The organism is Pseudoalteromonas sp. SCSIO 43095, from assembly GCF_023650455.1.
GTDB lineage: Bacteria > Pseudomonadota > Gammaproteobacteria > Enterobacterales > Alteromonadaceae > Pseudoalteromonas > Pseudoalteromonas tetraodonis.
In genome coordinates, this window is the sequence record NZ_CP087995.1 from 235666 (window position 1) to 254624 (window position 18959).

Annotated in this window: 20 protein-coding genes and 1 riboswitch; of the genes, 14 read left to right on the top strand and 6 right to left on the bottom strand. The window is 41.5% G+C overall.

The window, feature by feature from the left end; translation table 11 throughout:
• Nucleotides 1–45 precede the first annotated feature (45 nt).
• Nucleotides 46–1167 carry a cell division protein ZapE gene (gene zapE, locus LOC50_RS01065; RefSeq protein WP_250653458.1) on the top strand — a complete coding sequence of 374 codons (1122 nt, stop codon included), beginning with the start codon at nucleotides 46–48 and terminating at the stop codon, nucleotides 1165–1167.
• Nucleotides 1168–1227: 60 nt separating this feature from the next.
• Here the strand turns inward: zapE and galE are convergent, their stop codons facing one another.
• Nucleotides 1228–2244: a UDP-glucose 4-epimerase GalE gene (galE, locus tag LOC50_RS01070; RefSeq protein ID WP_250653459.1), complete on the bottom strand. Its 1017-nt coding sequence runs from the start codon at nucleotides 2242–2244 to the stop codon at nucleotides 1228–1230.
• A gap of 251 nt (nucleotides 2245–2495) precedes the next feature.
• On the opposite strand from galE, the gene LOC50_RS01075 reads away from it, so the two are divergent.
• On the top strand, nucleotides 2496–2981 hold the full coding sequence (locus LOC50_RS01075; RefSeq protein WP_069438845.1) for a DUF3016 domain-containing protein: 486 nt from the start codon (nucleotides 2496–2498) through the stop codon (nucleotides 2979–2981).
• 53 nt (nucleotides 2982–3034) lie between these two features.
• Here LOC50_RS01075 and LOC50_RS01080 read toward each other — a convergent pair whose 3' ends face one another.
• On the bottom strand, nucleotides 3035–3325 hold the full coding sequence (locus LOC50_RS01080) for a hypothetical protein (RefSeq protein WP_010390514.1): 291 nt from the start codon (nucleotides 3323–3325) through the stop codon (nucleotides 3035–3037).
• A 116-nt stretch (nucleotides 3326–3441) separates the two neighbouring features.
• On the opposite strand from LOC50_RS01080, the gene LOC50_RS01085 reads away from it, so the two are divergent.
• Entirely contained in the window at nucleotides 3442–3651 is a 210-nt protein-coding gene (locus LOC50_RS01085) for a hypothetical protein (protein WP_036981174.1), read from the top strand.
• On the opposite strand, the gene epmB is transcribed toward LOC50_RS01085, so the two are convergent.
• Nucleotides 3648–4661 carry an EF-P beta-lysylation protein EpmB gene (gene epmB / locus LOC50_RS01090; RefSeq protein ID WP_036981176.1) on the bottom strand — a complete coding sequence of 338 codons (1014 nt, stop codon included), beginning with the start codon at nucleotides 4659–4661 and terminating at the stop codon, nucleotides 3648–3650. The genes LOC50_RS01085 and epmB overlap by 4 nt on opposite strands.
• A 40-nt stretch (nucleotides 4662–4701) precedes the next feature.
• On the opposite strand from epmB, the gene efp reads away from it, so the two are divergent.
• On the top strand, nucleotides 4702–5268 hold the full coding sequence (gene efp, locus LOC50_RS01095) for an elongation factor P (protein WP_010390517.1): 567 nt from the start codon (nucleotides 4702–4704) through the stop codon (nucleotides 5266–5268).
• A 61-nt stretch (nucleotides 5269–5329) separates the two neighbouring features.
• Complete coding sequence (epmA, locus tag LOC50_RS01100; RefSeq protein ID WP_250653460.1) at nucleotides 5330–6304, top strand: elongation factor P--(R)-beta-lysine ligase; 975 nt, start codon at nucleotides 5330–5332, stop codon at nucleotides 6302–6304.
• Nucleotides 6305–6406: 102 nt separating this feature from the next.
• Here the strand turns inward: epmA and LOC50_RS01105 are convergent, their stop codons facing one another.
• The gene (locus LOC50_RS01105; protein ID WP_250653897.1) at nucleotides 6407–8506 is read right to left on the bottom strand and encodes a TonB-dependent receptor; all 2100 of its coding nucleotides are present in this window, start codon (nucleotides 8504–8506) and stop codon (nucleotides 6407–6409) included.
• A 102-nt stretch (nucleotides 8507–8608) separates the two neighbouring features.
• On the opposite strand from LOC50_RS01105, the gene LOC50_RS01110 reads away from it, so the two are divergent.
• From LOC50_RS01110 to LOC50_RS01145, 8 genes are all read left to right on the top strand, one after another.
• Complete coding sequence (locus tag LOC50_RS01110) at nucleotides 8609–9007, top strand: acyl-CoA thioesterase (RefSeq protein ID WP_008465083.1); 399 nt, start codon at nucleotides 8609–8611, stop codon at nucleotides 9005–9007.
• 126 nt (nucleotides 9008–9133) lie between these two features.
• Nucleotides 9134–9532: an META domain-containing protein gene (locus LOC50_RS01115; RefSeq protein ID WP_282452050.1), complete on the top strand. Its 399-nt coding sequence runs from the start codon at nucleotides 9134–9136 to the stop codon at nucleotides 9530–9532.
• Nucleotides 9533–9632: 100 nt separating this feature from the next.
• A riboswitch (TPP riboswitch) is annotated at nucleotides 9633–9739 on the top strand.
• A 142-nt stretch (nucleotides 9740–9881) separates the two neighbouring features.
• Nucleotides 9882–11834 carry a phosphomethylpyrimidine synthase ThiC gene (gene thiC / locus LOC50_RS01120; RefSeq protein ID WP_250653461.1) on the top strand — a complete coding sequence of 651 codons (1953 nt, stop codon included), beginning with the start codon at nucleotides 9882–9884 and terminating at the stop codon, nucleotides 11832–11834.
• 103 nt (nucleotides 11835–11937) lie between these two features.
• On the top strand, nucleotides 11938–12939 hold the full coding sequence (locus LOC50_RS01125; RefSeq protein WP_250653462.1) for an FAD-dependent oxidoreductase: 1002 nt from the start codon (nucleotides 11938–11940) through the stop codon (nucleotides 12937–12939).
• A 7-nt stretch (nucleotides 12940–12946) separates the two neighbouring features.
• On the top strand, nucleotides 12947–13141 hold the full coding sequence (thiS, locus tag LOC50_RS01130) for a sulfur carrier protein ThiS (RefSeq protein WP_248532113.1): 195 nt from the start codon (nucleotides 12947–12949) through the stop codon (nucleotides 13139–13141).
• A gap of 4 nt (nucleotides 13142–13145) precedes the next feature.
• Complete coding sequence (locus LOC50_RS01135; RefSeq protein WP_069438876.1) at nucleotides 13146–13937, top strand: thiazole synthase; 792 nt, start codon at nucleotides 13146–13148, stop codon at nucleotides 13935–13937.
• Between the two features lie 12 nt (nucleotides 13938–13949).
• Nucleotides 13950–15476: a thiamine phosphate synthase gene (gene thiE / locus LOC50_RS01140; RefSeq protein ID WP_250653463.1), complete on the top strand. Its 1527-nt coding sequence runs from the start codon at nucleotides 13950–13952 to the stop codon at nucleotides 15474–15476.
• 4 nt (nucleotides 15477–15480) lie between these two features.
• Nucleotides 15481–16236, top strand: a complete 756-nt coding sequence (locus LOC50_RS01145; protein ID WP_250653898.1) for a HesA/MoeB/ThiF family protein — start codon at nucleotides 15481–15483, stop codon at nucleotides 16234–16236.
• Nucleotides 16237–16342: 106 nt separating this feature from the next.
• On the opposite strand, the gene asd is transcribed toward LOC50_RS01145, so the two are convergent.
• Nucleotides 16343–17209 (bottom strand): archaetidylserine decarboxylase, encoded by an 867-nt coding sequence (gene asd / locus LOC50_RS01150; RefSeq protein WP_016900290.1) that lies wholly within the window; start codon nucleotides 17207–17209, stop codon nucleotides 16343–16345.
• Nucleotides 17210–17223: 14 nt separating this feature from the next.
• Nucleotides 17224–18282 (bottom strand): small ribosomal subunit biogenesis GTPase RsgA, encoded by a 1059-nt coding sequence (gene rsgA, locus LOC50_RS01155; protein WP_036983369.1) that lies wholly within the window; start codon nucleotides 18280–18282, stop codon nucleotides 17224–17226.
• Between the two features lie 122 nt (nucleotides 18283–18404).
• Here rsgA and orn point away from each other — a divergent pair, with 122 nt between their 5' ends.
• Complete coding sequence (gene orn / locus LOC50_RS01160) at nucleotides 18405–18950, top strand: oligoribonuclease (protein ID WP_008115490.1); 546 nt, start codon at nucleotides 18405–18407, stop codon at nucleotides 18948–18950.
• The last annotated feature ends 9 nt before the right edge of the window (nucleotides 18951–18959 follow it).

Sequence of the window (18959 nt, forward strand, 5' to 3'; positions counted from 1 at the left end):
TTAGTCGGCTACAATGGCCGCGAGTATAGCGGATAGTGAAATACCATGACAGAGCCCAGCACAGAAATTTTAAGCCTGTATCATAGCAAGGTTTCATCAGGAGAGCTTGATTTCGATGCGGCGCAGCACCTAGCAGTGAGTGCGTTACAGTCTTTAAGTGAGCAATTAAATCAGCCTGCAAGTTGGTGGCAAAAAGCACCTTTAATTAAGGGAATATATTTATATGGCCCGGTTGGTCGGGGTAAATCTATGTTGATGGATTTATTTTATGAAAACTTACCCACAGAGAAAAAGCAGCGCCTGCATTTTCATCATTTTATCGAAAAAGTTCATGCTCAACTAGCCAAGTTACAAGGGGATAAAAATCCGCTACAAATAATAGCTAAACAGTGGGCCAAAGAGATAAAGGTACTGTGCTTTGATGAGTTTTTTGTTAGTGATATTGGTGATGCCATGATTATGGCTCGGTTATTTAACGCTTTGTTTGAACAAGGCGTGGTACTAGTCGCAACCTCTAACGCAAAACCCGAGCAACTTTATTACAACGGTTTGCAACGCGCGCGATTTTTACCAACTATCGATTTAATAAATGCGCATTGTCATGTAATTAACGTAGCGGGGGAGGAAGACCACCGCTTTAGGTACGGTAGAAGCAGTCGTCATTATTTTATTAACTTGCCCGATGCTGAATTTGAGGCTGGGTTTTTATCCGCATACCCTCAAGCAACGCGTGATAATACAATGATTGTGCATGGCCGAGCACTTCCCTATTTATTAAAAACTAACGATGCACTACTGATTGATTTTATGGCACTGTGCTCAGGTCCTCGCAGCGCCAATGACTATATGTTTTTAGCAGAACAGTTTTCGGTAGTATATATCGCGAATGTGCCAATAATGGGCAAAGAAGCAACCGGTAAGATTATTGTGCATGGTATAGAAGATAGCTATCAGCGAGAAAAGCAGCAATTGGATGAGCATACGCTCGATGATGAAGCACGGCGTTTTATTGCCTTAGTCGATGAGTTTTACGATTGCCACAAATTACTAGTAATTAATGCCCAAGCCGACATAAACGAGTTATACCAAGGTAAAAAGTTATGTTTTGAATATGCGCGAACCCAGTCACGGATTGTAGAAATGCAAAATTGGAAAGTACAACATTAAAACACCGCATTTAATTTAAATGCGGTGTTTTAATTTTAAGCTGATAACTTAAAGAAGCCTTTATGACTTATATCCATTTGGATTATTTGATTGCCAGCGCCAAGTATCTTGCATCATGACATCAATACCACGCTCAGCTTGCCAACCTAGTTCAGTAAGGGCTTTTTCTGGCGCAGCATAACAGGCTGCAATATCACCTGGGCGACGAGGTGACACCGCATAAGGGATTGCTTGGTCGCTAGCCTTAATAAACGCATTGACCATTTGTAATACTGAATAGCCGTTACCTGTACCAAGGTTATAAACAAGCGCACCGGTTTCTGCGGCTATTTTATCAAGTGCTTTTAAATGCCCTAGGGCTAAATCTACAACGTGAATATAATCACGAACGCCAGTACCATCAACCGTATCATAATCGTCGCCAAATACAGCAAGTTGCTTTAATTTGCCAACCGCAACTTGTGAAATGAAAGGCAATAAATTATTAGGAATACCATTAGGGTCTTCACCAATCAAACCTGACTCATGTGCACCGACAGGATTAAAGTAGCGCAAAATAGCAAACGCGAAGCGCTCATCTGATTTAGCGATATCTTGCAACATCATTTCAACCATTAGTTTAGACGTACCATATGGGTTGGTTGTACCGCCAACGGGGAAGTCTTCGCGTATTGGTAAGCTTGCTGGGTCGCCGTATACAGTTGCGGATGAGCTAAATACCAGTTTGAATACACCCGCATCACGCATAGCATCAACGAGTGTTAGTGTACCTTGTACATTATTTTGATAATACTCAATGGGTTTTACGACCGATTCTCCCACGGCTTTTAGGCCAGCAAAATGAATCACACTTTCAATGGTATGCTTGGCAAACACCGAGTCTAAAAAGGGTTTATCTAAAATATCACCTTGATAAAAAGTAATTGCTTTACCGGTTATTTTTTTCACTCTCTCAAGTGACTCTTCAGAGGAGTTACTTAAGTTATCGATAACGATAACGTCGCTGCCTTGCTGTAAAAGTTCTAAAACGGTGTGTGAGCCAATATAGCCTGCGCCACCGGTTACTAAAATTGCCATGAATGCTCCTTGGAAACCTGTGTTCAATTACCCTAATTTCACCATAAATAATGAGTTTTTACATGTATTATTTTATTTGCTTTGTAATAGTATGATCGTAAACCGTACTTTCGATTACATTTTGTGCAATTTTAATAACACCTCAGCGTAAAGATTAAGTTATAGTTCATATGTAATTGCTAAAGTGATGTATAGCAATTTGTAAAATATTCAATTGATCACAATGATCAAAATACTCGTTGGAGAAACGTATGAACTTAGTTAAAAAAATAGCAATGTTGATGTGTATTGCGCTACCGAGTGTTGTTTGCGCGGGTGAGGCTCAAGTGAAATGGCATGACTTTAATGATTATCGCGATGTACGCCCATCCAACCAAACTAAAGGCTCATACCATAAGCAAATAGCCAAAAGTATTGATGAACACTTTGCAAAGCTCAGCGAGCAACTTCCTAAAAATTACAGTTTAAAAATTGAAGTAACCGATTTAGATTTAGCCGGAGACGTACGCTATGGCGGTGTTAACGAAATCCGAGTGGTTGAACCTATTCACTTTCCACGCATTGAATTTAATTATGTGCTTAGTGATGAAAGTGGCGTTGTCGCACAAGAAGATAATGTAAGTTTAAAAGATATGGGCTTTATGGATAAAATTAAAATGGGTCGAGACGAAGCATTTTACTATGAAAAACGCTTATTAACAGAGTGGTTTGGTGAACAAATCTTACCGCGAATCTAGCTAATAATGCAAAGCATCTACTTTAGTAGATGCTTTGCAAGTAAGTCGCTCATTCACTTAAAGGTCGCTAACAAGGTTAGTAAATTTTGTAGTTTAATAACCGCTTGTTTTAGTTTTTCTTCATCCAAACCGTCGCTCGATAAGCTTTCTACATCAGCGGCAACGTCTAAAACATAAGGCTTAAAGCGTTTAGCTTCGAAACTAAATCCAGCGTCCTCGGCAAATAAGGCTTTAAATTTTCCGTGACCTTGCTGTTGTAACTCATCGAGTTTTTTGTCAGCGTCAAGTGCCTGACGGTAAACAATTTTTAAGTTGGCGTTGAGTTGTTCAATTATAGAATCCATGGTTTTCCTAAAGCTTAGTGCAATGTTGCCGATAAATACTTAAGTGGGTTGGTAAAGTAATTTACCAATTCAGCAACTATAATACGTGTATTACAGTTAAAAGTCAGGTGTGAGTTATGAATATATCAGGTGGAAATCTACCTACAATGCCTGGTGCAGGCCAAGGCGCAGAAGTATTAACTGCTGCTTTATCTAAAAAGCAACAGCAAGCTGATGGTGCCGCTGCACTGGCACTTATTGAAGGCGCTACACAATCTTCAAGTGCGCAAACACCGGCTAAGTCGGTCACTGCAACACTTGGGAATAATATAAACGTTTATGTTTAAACTAATTTGAGGTCGATAGGGGTTTTACTTTTTTGACCTCCTATTTCCCGAACTAGTTTAGGCACCAAAAATCCAGGCAGGGCTTTTAGTAGCTCGGCCTGAATTTTTATCGCTTGTTGTTCATCAATATCAAAATGACTTGCGCCTTCTACCTTATCCAGTAAGTGTAAATAATAAGGCAGTACGTCCGCATCAAATAGTGCTTCACTTAAGTTTATTTGCGCATCAACTGTATCGTTAACATCTTTTAAAATAACCGCCTGGTTTAACAGTAGCACATCTGCTTTTTTGAGCATGTTCATGGCATTTTTAAAGTCACTATCTATTTCGTTTGCATGGTTAATATGATTAACGAATATAATTTTTAATGGTGACTTTGCTAATCTTTCACATAATTGCTCAGTGATACGTGCAGGAATAACTACAGGCAAGCGGCTGTGTATGCGCATGCGTTTAATTTGTGGTATTTGCTCAAGCTCATCTAAAAACCAGCTAATAGCATCGTCTTTGGCCATTAGTGGATCGCCACCACTTAAAATCACCTCGTTAATATTTTTATCCGATTTTATATAGCTTAATGCATCAATAAGGCTACGTTTATTCAGTTGGTTTTCTTGATAAGGAAAGTGGCGTCTAAAGCAGTAGCGGCAATTTACTGCACAACCGGTTTTAAACATGACTAAAACACGCGATTTATATTTATGTAACAGACCCGGTTGATTGTTATCTTGCTCAAGTAACGGGTCTTTATTAAACCCCGACTTAGTTAAAAACTCTTGGTGGCGGGGCATAACTTGCAGCAATAAAGGGTCATTTTCATCGCCGTGACGAATTTTTTTTATAAAAGGCAATGGCACACGAACAGGGAACAAGCTACGAGCTTTTATGTCGTTTTCATGGACTTGGCTCGATAAACCAACCATTTCTAGCAACACTTTTGGGCAGGTAACTACATTTGCTAATTCTTTTTGCCAGTTTTTATGCAAATTTGCTTCATTTCTTTGTATCATTGGCACGTAGATTACTCGAAAAATATAAATAGAGGAAACGATGGCGAATTATAGCACCAACGAGTTCAAGGGCGGCCTAAAAATTATGATGGACGGCGAACCTTGCAGTATCTTAGAAAATGAAATGGTAAAACCGGGTAAAGGCCAAGCGTTTAACCGTGTTCGTATCCGTAAGCTTATCTCTGGCAAGGTACTTGAAAAAACCTTTAAATCGGGTGAATCGGTTGAAGGTGCTGATGTAATGGATACCGATTTAGCGTACCTATACACAGACGGTGAATTTTGGCATTTCATGAACAACGAAACATTTGAACAAATCGCTGCTGACGAAAAAGCACTGGGCGATGCTGGCAAATGGTTAGTTGAAAACGATGTTTGTACTATTACATTATGGAACGGCAGCCCAATTGCAGTAACTCCACCAAACTTTGTTGAGCTTGAGATCACTGAAACCGACCCTGGCCTTAAAGGTGATACAGCAGGCACGGGTGGTAAACCAGCAACGCTTAGCACAGGTGCTGTAGTACGTGTTCCATTATTCGTACAAATTGGCGAAGTAATTAAAGTAGACACTCGTAATGGTGAATACGTGAGCCGTGTTAAGTAAGCAGTAACACGCCTTATTAATTAAATCCCGGCTTAAGCTGGGATTTTTTTTTGGAGAAAATATGTCAGCTGATCTTTGGGCGCCGAGTGCCAGTATAGAAATACTTAAGCAACGCGCAACAATTATGCGCAGCATTCGAGAATTCTTTTATGTTCGTAATGTAATGGAAGTAGAAACACCGAGTTTAAGTGGTACCAGTGTAACCGATGTGCATTTAGCCAGCTTTAATACTACATTTGTAGGCCCAGGTCACGCTGGTGGGCTACCCCTGTTTTTGCAAACATCTCCAGAGTTTGCGATGAAACGCTTGTTAGCGGCCGGCTCAGGCGCTATTTTCCAGCTTTGTAAGGCATTTAGAAATGAAGAAGCGGGTAGTCATCATAATCCTGAATTTACTATGCTTGAATGGTATCGTCCTGGGTTTGACGAATTTGCTTTAATGGACGAAATCGATGAGCTAATGCAGCTCATTCTTGAGGTTGCGCCTGCAGAGCGCGTTACCTACCAAAAGGCATTTGAACGCGCGTTAGGGGTCGATCCATTAACTGTATCTATCACGCAGTTACAACAACTCGCATGCGAACATGGCTTTGCTGATATTGCTAAAAACGAGACTCATAAAGATACCTTGCTGCAATTATTATTTTGTATGAAAGTAGAGCCAACAATAGGGCAAGATAAGCCATGTTTTGTGTATCACTTTCCGGCATCACAAGCGGCGCTAGCACAAATTTGTGAACACGATCAGCGAGTAGCAGGGCGCTTTGAGCTTTATTATAAAAATATGGAACTGGCTAACGGCTTTAATGAACTCACTAATGCTAAAGAGCAAGAAAAAAGGTTTAACGAAGACAACGCCTACCGTGCTGCTAACGGCTTAAAACAAGTACCTATGGATACGCGTTTAATTGCCGCATTAGAGCATGGTTTAGAGCAATGTGCAGGGGTTGCATTAGGGATTGATAGACTCGTGATGCTAGCAACCAATAAACAAAAAATAAAAGAAGTGATTGCGTTTGATGTAGCCAGAGCTTAAAGCAGCTAATAGCTTTTAGCGGTCAGCTATCAGATAAAAAAACACCGCGTTTGCATTAAACGCGGTGTTTTCTATTCTCGATCTGACAACTGGTTCGCTGTATTACAGATTAAGCGTAAACGTAACGCCGGCCACACGTGGCTCACCTAGTTGAATGTAAGTTTGACTTGTATAACCATCTAACGGGTTGTTACCAAATTCAAAACCGCGAGTTGGAACGGTTTCATCAAACACATTACGTGCCCATGCACGAACAGCCCAGTTTTCTGCTTCGTAGCCAAGGCTTACATTCACTAAGTTTGTATTTGGAGCTTGTGCATTATGGCTGTCTGAGAAGTAATAATCATCTTTACCTTCAACACCTAACATAGCATATAGCTCATCAGTAACATTGTAGCGTGCACTAAATGCGTATTGATATTTAGGCGCTTGTGCTTGCTCACGGCCATCTTGGTTTAAGCCTGATTTAGTGACAAAGTCGTTTATTTTCGTATCTAAATAGCCAGCACTACCACTAATGAGTAAATTATCAGTAAGTAAGTAGCTACCTTCAATTTCAAGACCGTAGTTGCTACCAGAGCTGGCATTGGCAACATAACCGGTAAATTGTTGATCTGATACTTGCCACGACTTTAATTGAATATTATCGCGGTGCATATAAAAAGCAGCTAAACGCAGAGTAAACTTGTCATCTAGCGATGAGCCTTTAACACCAAACTCACCACTCCATAAGTACTCTGGATCAAAGCTGGTATGCTGTTTGAAAAAATCAGCATCTAAGCTTAAACCTTCATCTTTTGCTTTTGCTAGCGCTTCTGAATTAATACCACCGGCTTTATAACCACGAGTAATACTTGCGTAGATCATAGTGCGATCAATTACTTGGTATTCAAGTGCAACTTTACCACCAACCATTACGTCATCAGTTTCTTCAATAAAGCCGTTACTATCGGTGTAATCACCTTGATATTGCTCAACTCGTAAACCAGTAATAAGCGTAGTTTTTGGGCCTATTGCTGTGGCTAATTGGCCATAAGCTGCAATGTTATTAGTTTCATAGGTTGAAGAAAACGGATTGGCTAACCATGTATATTGACGCTCAAGGTCAACATCGCGGTTTTGATAGTAAATACCCGCAACCCAGTTACCTGCTTTACCATTAAACTGCAGTTCGAGCGCTTGATCATCACGATCGCGGCTATAAATATCTGTTGAGCTATAACCATCAGGATGTAACCCGGCGGCACATAATTGCGGCTTACTTGTATCGTTACACACCCAGTCTTCATCAAAGCTATAAAAAAGTTCTGTATCAATGGCTGAAAGGTTTAAGTTGACATCAAAGGCATCAAAACCAGTGTAAGTATTATTCAGGCCAATAGCATAACTTTGTTGATTATCTTCGCCTGGTTGATCAGCAAGGCTGTTGCGAGAATTATCAAGAGTAAATGCATCGTAGCCGTTATTAATATCGATATAGTGCAGGTTTAGCTCTGAATTTAAATGAACTGTGAGTTGGCTGTTTAATTTAAAGCGTGCAACTTGCTCATCTTGATTTTGAGTGGGTTTATCTAAATAAAGGTTGTCTACGTAGCCGTCAGACTTTCTGCGAAAGTAGCTAACGCGGGCACTGGTGTCATCTGTTAAACCTGTACTAGCAGCAAGGCCTGCTTCGTGGCTGTTATAAGTGCCGGCACCTAAATGTAACTTTAAGCTAGGATCGCTGGTTGCACTAGCTGATTGCATTTGGATCATGCCCGCCATGCCATCTGCACCAAAACGTGTACCTTGAGGACCGCGGTAAATTTCTACTTGGTCAATATCAAACAATAATGAACTGCCACCTAAGCCCGAATAATTAATACCGTCAATTACTAAGCCCACAGATGGGTTTATCGGGTCAACAAACTGCGAGCGTAAACCTACACCGCGAATTTGAATATAACGTCCGCGAGACGCACCAGCAGCAAAGTTTACATTGGCAGCACTGGCTAACATTTCGTCTAAATACGTTGCACCACGTTGATTCATTTCATTTTCAGAAAATAAGCTGGCACTGGCGCTTAATGTTTGAATGCTTTCTTGCTGAAAGTCACCGGTAACAATGATTTTCTCTAGTTCGGTGTCATCTGCGTTAGCATAGATAGGTGCTGCGAACAGGGGTAATAACGTGGCTGTAATTAAAGACAAACGTAAGTTCATTAGGTTACTTAACTCCATTTTAGGGACTTGTATGGTAGCAATTATTTCAACACTTGTGCTATAAACGCGGCAATTATACGTTAAATAATTGGGATTACTAATATGACCTTTAAAGTAGACTTTAAAGTGCGTGACTACGAGTGTGACCTACAAGGTATTGTAAATAATAGTGTTTATTTTAATTATCTGGAGCACGCTCGTCATGAGTTTTTATACGCACAGGGTGTTGATTTTGCACAACTTGCCAAAGATAAAATTAACTTAGTGGTACTTCGCAGTGAAATGGATTACAAGCAGTCTTTAAAGCCAGCGGATGAATTTTATGTAGCAGTAGAGCCTGTACGCATTAGTCGCCTTAAATTTGCGTTTAAACAAACGGTAGTTCGCAAATTAGACGAAAAAGTGATGCTCAATGCCTTAGTAATAGGTACGTCGGTTAACGAGAAAGGTCGTCCATTTTTACCACCACAGATAGATAACTTATTCCAAGCAATTGCTTAATTCCAAATAGCACTGCTTTTAAACTAGCTTAGAACAAAAATTTACATTTAAAACATGCATTTTTAACGGATAAACCTGACAAATATTGATACTATTACACTAATTAGACAATAAGTTAGTAGTAACATGAAATTAGCAACAATACCGATGCTTGTAATCGGTTTATGTGTTGGTTGCGCATCAACAGGGACAGTTACCACTGAGCAGCTAAAATATACACAATGGCAATTATCAAAGGTTGATGGTTTGGCCATTCCCGCATCTTTTAAAGCATCAATGAGCTTTATAGAAGCGCTACAAATAAATGGCTTTGCCGGATGCAATAAGTTTTTTGGTGAAGGTTCGCTTGAAGATAGCAGCTTGAGCGTAAGTAAGTTAGGTATGACACGCAAATCATGCGGCCCTGAACTCGATGAGTTTGAACAGCAGTTTTTACAAGCGCTTAAGCAAGGTGCCGAGCTTAACCTGCAAGACCAAAAATTGGTGATGCAAGGCGAGCAAAAATTTGTGTTTATCCCTAAGTAAATTTTACACATTTTGAAAAACAGCCCCTTGCGGGGAGTTTTCAACTGGCGTACACTCATAGCAGATTTGATTAAAACATTATCAAATCAACGAACAATTTAACTACTTGTCGGAGTGCCTAAGTTTTATTTAGGCTGAGATCGCGAAAGCGGGATCCGTGAACCTGATCAGGTTAATACCTGCGTAGGGAACAAGCTGCCTAAACGGGACGCTTGTGCGTCTTTTTTTATGCGTACAACAACACCAAACCCGTCAATTTAGGCTGCAAAGTGGCATAAAGCTACTTTACGATCTTTCTCTATTCCATCGGAATATCTGGCAAGACAACCCTTAAGCAATGAGGTAAGTCATGTCAAACACTACAAACAAATCATCGCGCCGCGAAACCCGTGCTGCTGCATCTGACTATATTTATAACCTAACGGGTCAACCATTCCCAAACTCTCATAAAGTGTATGTTGAAGGAACCCAGCAAGGCGTGCGTGTGGGTATGCGCGAAATAACATTAAGCGATACTTTTATTGGTGGTGATGAACAAAATCCAGTGTATGAGCCAAATGCACCACTGCGTGTTTACGATACATCAGGCCCGTATACCGACCCTGAATTTAAATTGGATGTGCGCAAGGGACTTAATAAATACCGTGAACAATGGATTGAGAGCCGTAATGATACCGAAGTACTTGAGTCAGTTACCTCACAGTTTGCGCAGCAGCGTATGGCTGACGATGGGCTTGATCATATTCGCTTTGAGCATTTACCAAAAATTCGCCGTGCAAAAGCGGGTAAAAACGTAACGCAAATGCACTATGCCCGCCAAGGAATTATTACGCCTGAAATGGAGTATGTTGCTATACGTGAAAACATGGGGCGCGCACAAATACGCAAAGAGCTTCTCGCGGCACAACATAAAGGGGAGTCGTTTGGAGCGAGTATCCCTGAGTTTATTACTCCTGAATTTGTGCGTGCTGAAATAGCGCGTGGTCGCGCTATTTTACCTAACAACATTAATCATCCAGAAACCGAACCTATGATTGTTGGTCGCAACTTTTTAGTTAAAGTAAATGCCAATATTGGTAATTCATCAGTCGGTTCATCTATCGAAGAAGAAGTTGAAAAAATGGTGTGGTCAACCCGTTGGGGCGCCGATACCGTAATGGATTTATCAACTGGACGTTACATTCACGAAACCCGTGAATGGCTAGTGCGTAATTCGCCAGTCCCTATTGGTACTGTACCCATTTATCAGGCCCTTGAAAAAGTAAACGGTGTAGCGGAAGACCTAACCTGGGAAATATTCCGCGATACCTTAATTGAACAAGCAGAGCAGGGAGTTGACTACTTTACTATTCATGCCGGCGTGCTTTTGCGCTATGTCCCTATGACAGCAAAACGCGTAACCGGTATTGTGTCGCGCGGTGGCTCAATTATGGCCAAATGGTGTTTAGCGCACCATAAAGAGAACTTTTTATACACGCACTTTGAAGATATTTGTGAAATTTTAAAACAATACGATGTGTGTTTTTCACTAGGCGATGGCCTTCGCCCAGGCTCTATTGCCGATGCCAACGATGAAGCGCAATTTAGTGAGCTTCGTACCTTAGGCGAACTGACTAAAATAGCTTGGAAGCATGATGTACAAGTTTTCATAGAAGGCCCTGGGCATGTGCCTATGCATATGATCAAAGCCAATATGGAAGAGCAACTTAAACATTGTGATGAAGCACCGTTTTATACCTTAGGCCCACTCACCACCGATATTGCCCCAGGGTACGACCATATAACCTCAGGGATTGGGGCTGCGCAAATAGCTTGGTATGGCTGTGCCATGCTGTGTTATGTAACACCGAAAGAACATTTAGGTTTGCCAAATAAAGAAGACGTTAAAGAAGGCCTTATCACCTACAAAATTGCCGCTCATGCCGCCGATTTAGCCAAAGGTCACCCCGGTGCACAAGAGCGAGACAATGCTTTATCAAAAGCACGCTTTGAATTTAGATGGCACGACCAATTCAACATTGGTTTAGACCCTGTTCGCGCTCGTGAATATCATGATGAAACACTGCCGCAAGAATCAGGAAAAGTAGCCCACTTTTGCTCCATGTGTGGTCCTAAATTTTGTTCGATGAAAATAACCCAAGAAGTACGTGACTACGCCAAAGATCTAGAAGCGCGCGGTATTGATCCTAATAACGTAGGTGATGCCATTGAAATCAAAATGGTTGATGTAGAAGCCGAGATGAAAGTCAAATCTGAAGAGTTTAAGCAAACAGGCTCAGAGATTTACCATAAAGCAATATAAAATAGGTTGCGAGTTGCGAGCATCGAGTAGCGAAATGTTTATCTTAACATCTTGTTGCTCGAAGCCGGAGACCCGCAGCGCGCAGCTAAATGTAGGAGTGTTTATGTTTTATGACATTGCTGTGGTGGGCTTTGGTTTAGCAGGGCGGTTGGCGGCGCTTGAATTAAGTAAGCAGCACCGTATTACTGTATTTGAAGCTGATGATGAGCATACCCAAAATAGTGCGGGTAAAGTGGCGGCGGCTATGCTGGCACCGCTAGCTGAATCGGTTATGTGTGAACATGATTTAGCGCTATTGGGAGTAGATTCTATTGCTCGCTGGCCTGCTATTTTAGATGAGTTAAACAGTGAGGTGTTCTTTCAACAGCAGGGCACCTTGGTGGTTGCTCATACGCAAGATAAAGGTGACTTACAAAGTTTTGCACAGCGAATAAAGCCGTTACTAAATTTTAGTGCCAAAGCGGTTAATGCGCAGCAAATAGCGGATTTAGAACCTGAGCTTACAGGGCGTTTTAATCAAGGACTATTTTTACCCGGTGAAGGACAAATTGATAATCAGGCTTTTTATAAAGCCAGTTTTAAAACCCTCAATAAACGTAAAGTAAAGTTTGTATTTAATCAACGCGTCAGTGTTTTTGATAATAAAGTGAATAATCGAGAGTTTGATTACATTATTGATTGCAGAGGGCTTGGAGCCAAGCAAGAACAGCCACTTCGAGGTGTGCGCGGGGAAGTGGCAAGGTTATACGCCCCTGAGGTTAACTTAACGCGGCCTGTGCGGTTAATGCATCCGCGTTACCCTATTTATATTGCACCTAAACCTAATCATGAATATGTCATAGGGGCAACGGAGATCGAATCGCAAGATACAGGTCCTGCAACTGTGCGCTCAACCCTTGAACTATTATCGGCGGCCTACACTGTTCACAGTGGCTTTGCCGAAGCGCGATTATTAAATATTCAAACAGGCTTACGCCCAGCGTTTAGCGATAATCGCCCACAGGTAAAAAAAACGAGCAAGGTTATCAGTATCAATGGCTTGTATCGCCACGGTTATATGTTGGCCCCCGCGCTTGTGGCACAAGCATTATTGCAAATAGAGTGAGTATTAAATGAACATTACAATTAATGGTGAGCTTTTAAATGTGACTAGCCAAGCGCTGCTGGAAATAGTAAAAAACGTGGGTGCAATGGCGCCTTATGCCGTGGCTGTAAATGGAGAGTTTATTCCTCAGAGTCGCCATAGCCACGTTGTTATAAACGAAGGTGACAGTATTGAGTTATTGTCACCTATCCAAGGTGGATAGTGCTATGCAAAGCAAAGACTGTTTAACAATTTATGGTGAGCCAATCAATAGTCGCTTGTTAATTGGATCTGCGTTATACCCATCACCAGATATAATGACGCAATCAATTAAAGCCTCAGGTGCTGAAATAGTCACCGTGTCACTTAGGCGACAACAAAACGCGGCGGCAGGGAATGATTTTTGGCAATTAATTAAAAACACCGGTTTAAAAATACTGCCTAATACTGCCGGATGCCACAGTGTCAAAGAGGCTATTAACCTAGCTAAAATGTGCCGAGAAGTATTTGCTACCGATTGGATAAAACTTGAATTAATAGGCGATGACTATAATTTACAGCCCGATCCATTTGCATTACTTGAAGCCACAAAAATATTGATTGATGATGGGTTTAAAGTACTGCCTTATTGCACTGATGATTTAGTGCTGTGTCAGCGCTTAAATGAATTAGGTTGTGAGGTGCTAATGCCGTGGGGCGCGCCTATTGGCACCGGTAAAGGATTGTTAAATAGTTATAATTTAAAAACCATTAGAGAGCGCCTGCCTAATACAACATTAATTGTTGATGCTGGGTTAGGTTTACCATCGCATGCCTGCCAAGCACTTGAATTAGGATATGATGCGGTATTATTAAATTCAGCCATTGCAGGGGCGGGTTGCCCAGTGACTATGAGCCGTGCATTTAAAGTTGCGGTAGAAGCAGGGCGCTTTGCATACAATGCCAAAGCAATGCCCGAAAAAGACGTTGCAACCCCCTCAACCCCAACAATGGGTATGCCATTTTGGCATCAGCAGTAAGGAAATAAAAATATGACAAACGTAGTGTGGACAATTGCTGGCTCTGATTCTGGCGGCGGCGCGGGTATTCAAGCCGATATCAAGGCAATGCAAAGTTTTGGTGTACATGCTTGTACAGCAATCACCGCGCTTACCGCTCAAAATAGCTTAGGTGTAGAGGCCATTAATGCAGTGTCTACCGATATTATTGAGTCCCAGTTGCTTGCACTTGAAAAAGACATGAAAGCCAAAGTGATAAAAATTGGCATGCTTGCTAATGTGCAGCAAATTCAGTTAATTAGTGAGCACATAAGCCACTACAAAACCAAATGGCCAACCCCGCCGGTTATTGTGTATGACCCTGTGGCTATTGCCTCAAGCGGTGACTTACTAACAGAAGAAGACACCGTAAGCGCAATAAAAGAATGTTTATTACCGCTGGTGGATGTAATTACCCCAAATACCCACGAAACACAGTTATTAACGGGTGTGTATTTAATTGGCCCTGCAGCGATTAAAGAAGCGGCGAGTAAGCTGATGGCGTGGGGCGCAAAAGCGGTGGTGATTAAAGGCGGACATTGGGATTACCCAAGCGGGTATTGCATTGATTACTGCACACAAAACGGTGAAGACTATTGGCTAGGTAATGAAAAAATTCAAGTTCCTCATAGCCATGGTACAGGGTGCAGTATGGCGTCGGTAATTGCTGCGTGTCTTGCAAAAAACTACCCGTTAAAAGATGCGTTTATTTTAGCTAAAGCCTATATAAACCAAGGTTTAAAGCAATCAGTTCGCTATGGCGAGGGTATAGGGCCCGTCGCACAAACGCAGTTTCCTACCGATTTAGCGCATTACCCTCAGGTGATTGAACCGGGTAGCTGGTTAGGTGATGAGTTGGATTTTGATGTGCCGCTTGATTTTAATATGGCTGCTGATTTTGCAGCCTGTGAAAGTAAAAAGCTTGGCCTCTATGGTGTGGTTGATAGCATTGAATGGCTAGAAAAGTGCTTACAGCAAGGAATTAAAACAGCTCAGCTTCGTGTTAAAAATAAAACGCAGAATGAGCTAGATGAACTGATTGCCAAAGCGGTCACCTTGGGTGAGCAGTATAATGCGCAGGTATTTATAAATGATTACTGGCAACTTGCCATCAAACATGGCGCCTATGGGGTGCATTTAGGGCAAGAAGACTTAGAGAGTGCAAACTTAGTTGCTATAAAAGAAGCAGGCCTGCGACTTGGTCTCTCTACCCATGGGTTTTATGAAATGCTACGCGCGCATAATTATCGCCCAAGCTACATGGCGTTTGGTGCTATTTACCCAACGACGACCAAAGACATGACAGGGCAAATACAAGGGCTTGAAAAGCTCAATAAATTTGTACCGCTTATGCAGAGTTACCCTACAGTCGCTATTGGCGGTATTGATTTAAGCCGCGCAACTGAAGTAGCAAATACGGGGGTTGGTAGCGTAGCTGTGGTACGTGCCATTAGTGAAGCGTCTGATCATGTTTCAGCAATTCGATCACTGCAAACCGCGATTAATACAAAACATGACTGATACGTTGCAAACGTTAAATGACAAAGAAACCTTGCGTTATAGCCGCCATATATTACTTGATGAAGTGGGGCTTGACGGGCAGTTAACGCTGAAACGTTCAACGGTTGCCGTAGTTGGTGCAGGTGGCTTAGGTAGTCCTGCGCTGCTGTATTTAGCGGCAGCTGGCATTGGGTCGCTTATTTTAATTGATGACGATGTAGTTGAACTGTCTAATTTGCAGCGCCAAGTGCTCTATAAAGTAAATCATTTGGGGCAAAACAAAGTTCGCGCGGCTAGAAAAGTGCTTGCGAGCCTTAACAATCAAATAAATATAATAACCCACACTCAAAAGCTGGATGATACCAATAGTGCGTTGCTCTTAAAAAACGCCGACATAGTGCTTGATTGCTCTGATAACTTTAGTACCCGTTATGCGGTTAATCGCTATTGCATTGCTAATAACACTCGCTTAATTACAGGGGCTGCGCTGGCAACTCAAGGACAATTAATGGGGTTTGATTTTAGACAAAGTGACAGCCCATGTTACGGCTGTGTTTTCCCTCAAAGTAGCGATGCACCGGTTATAAATTGCAGTAATGCCGGGGTAATTAGCCCTTTACTTGGGATTGTTGGGTCAATGCAGGCACAATTAACCCTCAATATGTTGTTAGGTCATTTTAAGGGGAATGTGTTTATAACGTTTGACGCATTAAGCTTAAAGCAACAGCATTTTAAGATGACTAAGGATTTAGCGTGTAAAGAGTGTGGCGGGTATGAGTAATGAAAAGCTTGGCTTTTAACGTGAGTAAGCTCTACGTTTACAAGAAAACACCGCGGTTATTGAAAATAAACGCGGTGTTTTTTTAAGCTCGAACTGACACTACCTATTAATCATCAATTTTTGCAAAGGCAGTGCCTAAACGAGTAACTACCTCTGGGAGTTGATCGTCTAATATTTCTGCTTTGTTCGCACCCCATGCAAGTACAACCGTTGAGCCTAATTTAAAGCGACCCATTTCTTCCCCTTTCTTAAGGGTGATCGCGTTTTCGCCTTTAGTTGGGTAGTTCCAGCTAAACACATCACTGCCAGCTGGTGGAGTCACTGTGCCAGCCCAAATAGTTTCTATGCTGGCAACAATGGTTGCGCCTACCAAGACCATAGCTAAAGGACCAATTTCAGTTTCAAAAATAGCCACTACACGCTCGTTACGGGCAAATAAATTTGGTACGTTTTGAGCGGTAAGTGGGTTTACTGAAAATAAATCGCCCGGTACATAAATCATTTTGCTTAGCGTGCCATCAATTGGCATATGAATCCGGTGGTAATCTTTTGGGGCTAAGTAAATAGTTGCAAATTTACCGCCTAAAAACGGGGTTGTGTCGTCTTGTGATCCACCTAACAATGCTTGTAAGCTGTAATCGTGGCCTTTAGCTTGAATAAGTTGACCATCAACAATGTCGCCTAGTTGGCTAATTGCGCCGTCTACTGGATGAATAATAATATCGTCATCTTCAACCATAGGACGCACACCGTCTTTTAACGGACGGGTAAAAAATTCATTAAAGCTTTTGTAATGAGCCGGATCTGAATATTTAGCTTCGCTCATATCTATTTTATATTGTTTAATAAATAATTTAATTAATGTGGTTGTTAACGCACCGGCTTTTGCTGCAGCAAGTTTACCTACCACACGAGAAATAAAGTGTTTTGGCATGGCATACTGCATGGCGATTTTAAATTTATCTAAACTCACAGATTATTCCCTTATTATACGCGGGGCGCACGAGCGCCTGCACGGCCATCGGCCATGGTTTCTAAAATACGGTGGTAGCTTTCAAAGCGTAATTTTGAAATATCGCCATCGGCTACCGCTTGTTTAATTATACAGCCCGGATCGTTTAAATGTTTACAATCTCTAAACCGGCATCCGCCTATAAATTCTCTAAATTCTTTAAAGCACCAAGTGACGCGTTCAACATCTAAATGCCATAGGCCAAATTCACGAATCCCCGGTGAGTCAATTAAATTACCCCCGCTCGGTAAATGATGAAGGCGTGATACCGTGGTGGTGTGCTGGCCAAGCCCGCTGTTTTCAGATACTTCTTTAGTCAAAATTTCAGCATCCGGCAGTACAGTGTTAACTAAGGTAGATTTACCCACGCCACTTTGACCAACAAAAATATTGTTTTTGCCCGCAAGTACTTCTTTTAACTCATTAATGCCTTCGCCAGTTATATTACTAACTAGCAGCACCTGATAATTAAGCTTACGGTAAATGTCGAGGATTTGTTGTATTTCGTTTAAACCAGCTTCATCAATTAAATCAATTTTATTCAGTACTAAAATGGGTTCGATACCCATGTCTTCACAGGCAATTAAATAGCGGTCAATAATGCTCGGGGTAAACTCTGGCAGTACCGCTGAAACCATTAAAATTTGATCAATATTAGCGGCAATCACTTTAACCCCATCATAAAAATCGGGGCGCGTGAGTTGTGAACGGCGCTCTTGAGTTGCTTCAATAACACCCGCTAAATCACCTGCACTTACTTTTGCACGGCGAAACAATACTTCATCGCCGCAAACCAAGTTCGATACGGTACGACGAATATTACAACGTAATACATCACCGTTTTGTGTTTCTACATCGGCATGTTGTCCAAAGCGGCTAATAACAATCGCATTTTCCAGTTGACCTAAATTATCTGTTTGCCATTCTTGCGCGCCGACTTTTGCCGGTTTTGTATCGGCATTCGATAAGCGCTTTTGATGATTGGCCTTGATCCTTCGGGATTGGCCTTTACTTAATTTTTTCTGTTTTGCCACTTGAGGCCTATAACCTGAGTTAAATGCCGAGTTTGCCAAAAAAAGCTTTAGCTCGACGGTTGATGCTAATATGATATATCGAAATGCGTTGGATCTAAAGAAAAGCACCGTTTAAGGTAATTATGACTATTAATAAATCAAATTTAATTTGGCTCGATCTGGAAATGACCGGACTTGAACCAGAGACTGACAAAATACTTGAAATTGCAACTGTTGTCACTGACGCTGATCTGAATATATTAGCCGAAGGCCCAACCATTGCCATTCATCAAAGTGATGAACTACTTGATGGTATGGATGAGTGGTGTACAACTCAGCATGGCAAATCAGGGCTTACAGCGCGTTGTAAGGCAAGTACTTTCGATGAAGCTTATGCCGTTGAGCAAACTCTCGCGTTTTTAAAGCAATGGGTGCCAGCGGGTGCTTCACCTATGTGTGGTAACTCGATTGGCCAAGATCGCCGTTTTATGAATAAGTATATGCGTGAGCTTGAAGACTTTTTTCATTACCGTAATTTAGATGTAAGTACTATTAAAGAACTTGCTCGTCGTTGGAAACCAGATGTATTGGCTCAAGTGAATAAAAAAGGGTCACATTTAGCGTTAGACGACATTAAAGATTCGATTATGGAATTAAAGGTTTACCGAGAAAAGTTTTTTAATTTATAAAAAATACTT